Genomic DNA, 3,742 nt, shown 5'->3' with positions numbered 1-3,742 from the left:
GCCCGTGGCCCAACCCGTAAGGGGGGGAGCGGTCGAAGGTGGGACTGGCGATTGGGACGAAGTCGTAACAAGGTAGCCGTACCGGAAGGTGCGGCTGGATCACCTCCTTTCTAAGGAGCATTCTCCAGTCACAGTCACTTCGACTGTGCTGGCAGAGCCACGCCAACGGCGAACGATCGTTGGGTGGAGCTCACTAGTGGATGCTGGCTGGCTAGACGTTCGGTTGTCTCGACAGTGAGTACTGCGCCTTCGGGTGCGTGGAAAGGTGTCGAGAGGGCTGGATGAACAGATCGGTACGCTGTTGGGTCCTGAGAGAACACGCTCATTGTGTCTTTCAGTGATCGGATCACCTCAGCACTCGAACCGCCGGCTCTCAGAGCAGGCAGGCGAGTAGCGGACACGGGGTGATGACCGTTCGTTCTTTGAGAACTGCACAGTGGATGCGAGCATCTTTGTAGCAAGTTAGTAAGGGCATACGGTGGATGTCTTGGCACCAGGAGCCGATGAAGGACGTAGGAGACTGCGAAAAGCCTAGGGGAGCTGTCAACCGAGCTGAGAGCCTAGGGTGTCCGAATGGGGAAACCCGGCCCCAGTCATGTGGGGTCACCCACGCCTGAACACATAGGGCGTGTGGAGGGAACGCGGGGAAGTGAAACATCTCAGTACCCGTAGGAAGAGAAAACAACCGTGATTCCGTGAGTAGTGGCGAGCGAAAGCGGATGAGGCTAAACCGCGTCTGTGTGATACCCGGCAGGGGTTGCATTCGCGGGGTCGTGGGACCTCTTGGCTAGTTCTGCCGAGCTAGCAAACAGTCAGAAAACGCGTGGTTAGAGGAACGTGTCTGGAAAGCACGGGCGTAGAGAGTGAAACCCTCGTACTTGAAAACCTAGCGTCTGTTTAGAGTGTTCCCAAGTAGCAGCGTACTCGTGAAATTCGCTGTGAATCTGGCGGGACCACCCGCTAAGCCTAAATACTCCCTGGTGACCGATAGCGGACTAGTACCGTGAGGGAAAGATGAAAATACCCCGGGAGGGGAGTGAAATAGTACCTGAAACCGTGTGCCTACAATCCGTCGGAGCCTTTAGGGGTGACGGCGTGCCTTTTGAAGAATGAGCCTGCGAGTTAGTGCTACGTGGCGAGGTTAACCCGTGTGGGGTAGCCGTAGCGAAAGCGAGTCTGAATAGGGCGCTTGAGTCGCGTGGTCTAGACCCGAAGCGGAGTGATCTAGCCATGGCCAGGGTGAAGCGCGGGTAAGACCGTGTGGAGGCCCGAACCCACCAGGGTTGAAAACCTGGGGGATGAGCTGTGGTTAGGGGTGAAAGGCCAATCAAACTCCGTGATAGCTGGTTCTCCCCGAAATGCATTTAGGTGCAGCGTCGCATGTTTCACCGCGGGGGTAGAGCACTGGATGGTCTAGGGGGCCTACAAGCTTACCGAAATCAACCAAACTCCGAATACCGTGGTGTGAGAGTGCGGCAGTGAGACTGCGGGCGATAAGGTTCGTAGTCGAGAGGGAAACAGCCCAGAACGCCAGCTAAGGCCCCTAAGTGTGTGCTAAGTGGGAAAGGATGTGGGGTCGCACAGACAGCCAGGAGGTTGGCTTAGAAGCAGCCACCCTTTAAAGAGTGCGTAATAGCTCACTGGTCAAGTGGTCCTGCGCCGACAATGTAGCGGGGCTTAAGCACACCGCCGAAGCTGTGTCATTTCAGCGTATGCTGGGATGGGTAGGGGAGCGTCGTATTGCCATTGAAGCTGCGGGGGAACCCAGTGGTGGAGGCTATACGAGTGAGAATGCAGGCATGAGTAGCGAAAGACGAGTGAGAAACTCGTCCGCCGGATGACCAAGGGTTCCTGGGCCAGGCTAATCCGCCCAGGGTAAGTCGGGACCTAAGGCGAGGCCGACAGGCGTAGTCGATGGACAACGGGTTGATATTCCCGTACCCGTGTGAACGCGCCCATGGCGAACCTTGTGATGCTAACCGCCCAAAGCGCTACTGGAAGTCCTTCGGGACCATGGTGGTTGTGGAGCGCGGGAACCGAACTTGTAGTAGTCAAGCGATGGGGTGACGCAGGAAGGTAGCTCCGCCAGTGAGTGGTAGTACTGGTGTAAGCGTGTAGGGTGAAGCATAGGCAAATCCGTGCTTCATATAGCCTGAGACGTGATGCGTAGCCGATTGAGGCGAAGTAGAGTGATCCTATGCTGCCGAGAAAAGCCTCTAGCGAGCTTTCACGCGGCCCGTACCCCAAACCGACACAGGTGGTCAGGTAGAGAATACCGAGGCGATCGGGCGAACTGTGGTTAAGGAACTCGGCAAAATGCCCCCGTAACTTCGGGAGAAGGGGGGCCAGAGCACTTGAAGCTCTTTACGGGCTAGGGTGAGCTGGCCGCAGAGACCAGCGAGAAGCGACTGTTTACTAAAAACACAGGTCCATGCGAAGTCGCAAGACGATGTATATGGACTGACGCCTGCCCGGTGCTGGAACGTTAAGGGGACCGGTTAGTCCGCAAGGGCGAAGCTGAGAACTTAAGCGCCAGTAAACGGCGGTGGTAACTATAACCATCCTAAGGTAGCGAAATTCCTTGTCGGGTAAGTTCCGACCTGCACGAATGGCGTAACGACTTCTCGACTGTCTCAACCACAGGCCCGGCGAAATTGCACTACGAGTAAAGATGCTCGTTACGCGCGGCAGGACGGAAAGACCCCGGGACCTTTACTATAGCTTGGTATTGGTGTTCGATTCGGCTTGTGTAGGATAGGTGGGAGACTGTGAAGCGGCCACGCCAGTGGTTGTGGAGTCATCGTTGAAATACCACTCTGGTCGTATTGGATGTCTAACCTCGGTCCGTGATCCGGATCAGGGACAGTGCCTGGTGGGTAGTTTAACTGGGGCGGTTGCCTCCCAAAGAGTAACGGAGGCGCTCAAAGGTTCCCTCAGCCTGGTTGGCAATCAGGTATTGAGTGCAAGTGCACAAGGGAGCTTGACTGTGAGACTGACAGGTCGAGCAGGGACGAAAGTCGGAACTAGTGATCCGGCCATGGCTTGTGGAAGCGTGGTCGCTCAACGGATAAAAGGTACCCCGGGGATAACAGGCTGATCTTCCCCAAGAGTCCATATCGACGGGATGGTTTGGCACCTCGATGTCGGCTCGTCGCATCCTGGGGCTGGAGTAGGTCCCAAGGGTTGGGCTGTTCGCCCATTAAAGCGGTACGCGAGCTGGGTTTAGAACGTCGTGAGACAGTTCGGTCCCTATCCGCCGCGCGCGTAGGATACTTGAGGAAGGCTGTCCCTAGTACGAGAGGACCGGGACGGACGGACCGCTGGTGTGCCAGTTGTTCTGCCAAGAGCATTGCTGGTTGGCTACGTTCGGAAGGGATAACCGCTGAAGGCATCTAAGCGGGAAGCTCGTTCCAAGATGAGGTATCCCACCCTTTGTGGGTTAAGGCCCCCAGCTAGACCACTGGGTTGATAGGCCAGAGATGGAAGACCGGTAACGGTTGGAGTTGACTGGTACTAATAGGCCGAGGACTTGTTACAAAAATGCTACGCATCCACTGTGCGGTTCTGGAAGAACAACCAGGACCGATCGAGCACCTCTCGGGGTTGCTGGTTGATATTTCCATAGTGTTTCGGTGGTTATAGCGTTGGGGAAACACCCGGTCCCATTCCGAACCCGGTAGTTAAGCCCTTCTGCGCCGATGGTACTGCACTGGTGACGGTGTGGGAGAGTAGGTCGCCGCCG

The 3,742-nt window shown here is 56.4% G+C and carries 3 rRNA genes; all 3 read left to right on the top strand.

The features are described from left to right. Nucleotides 1-110, top strand: a 16S ribosomal RNA gene (locus FKR81_RS42940); the annotation flags it as partial. 345 nt (nucleotides 111-455) lie between these two features. Continuing rightward, nucleotides 456-3,537 (top strand): 23S ribosomal RNA (locus tag FKR81_RS42935). Nucleotides 3,538-3,628: 91 nt separating this feature from the next. After that, a 5S ribosomal RNA gene (rrf, locus tag FKR81_RS42925) occupies nucleotides 3,629-3,742 on the top strand; the annotation flags it as partial.

It is taken from the genome of Lentzea tibetensis (genome assembly GCF_007845675.1).
Lineage (GTDB): Bacteria > Actinomycetota > Actinomycetes > Mycobacteriales > Pseudonocardiaceae > Lentzea > Lentzea tibetensis.
This window is presented reverse-complemented; position numbering and strand designations above follow the sequence as displayed.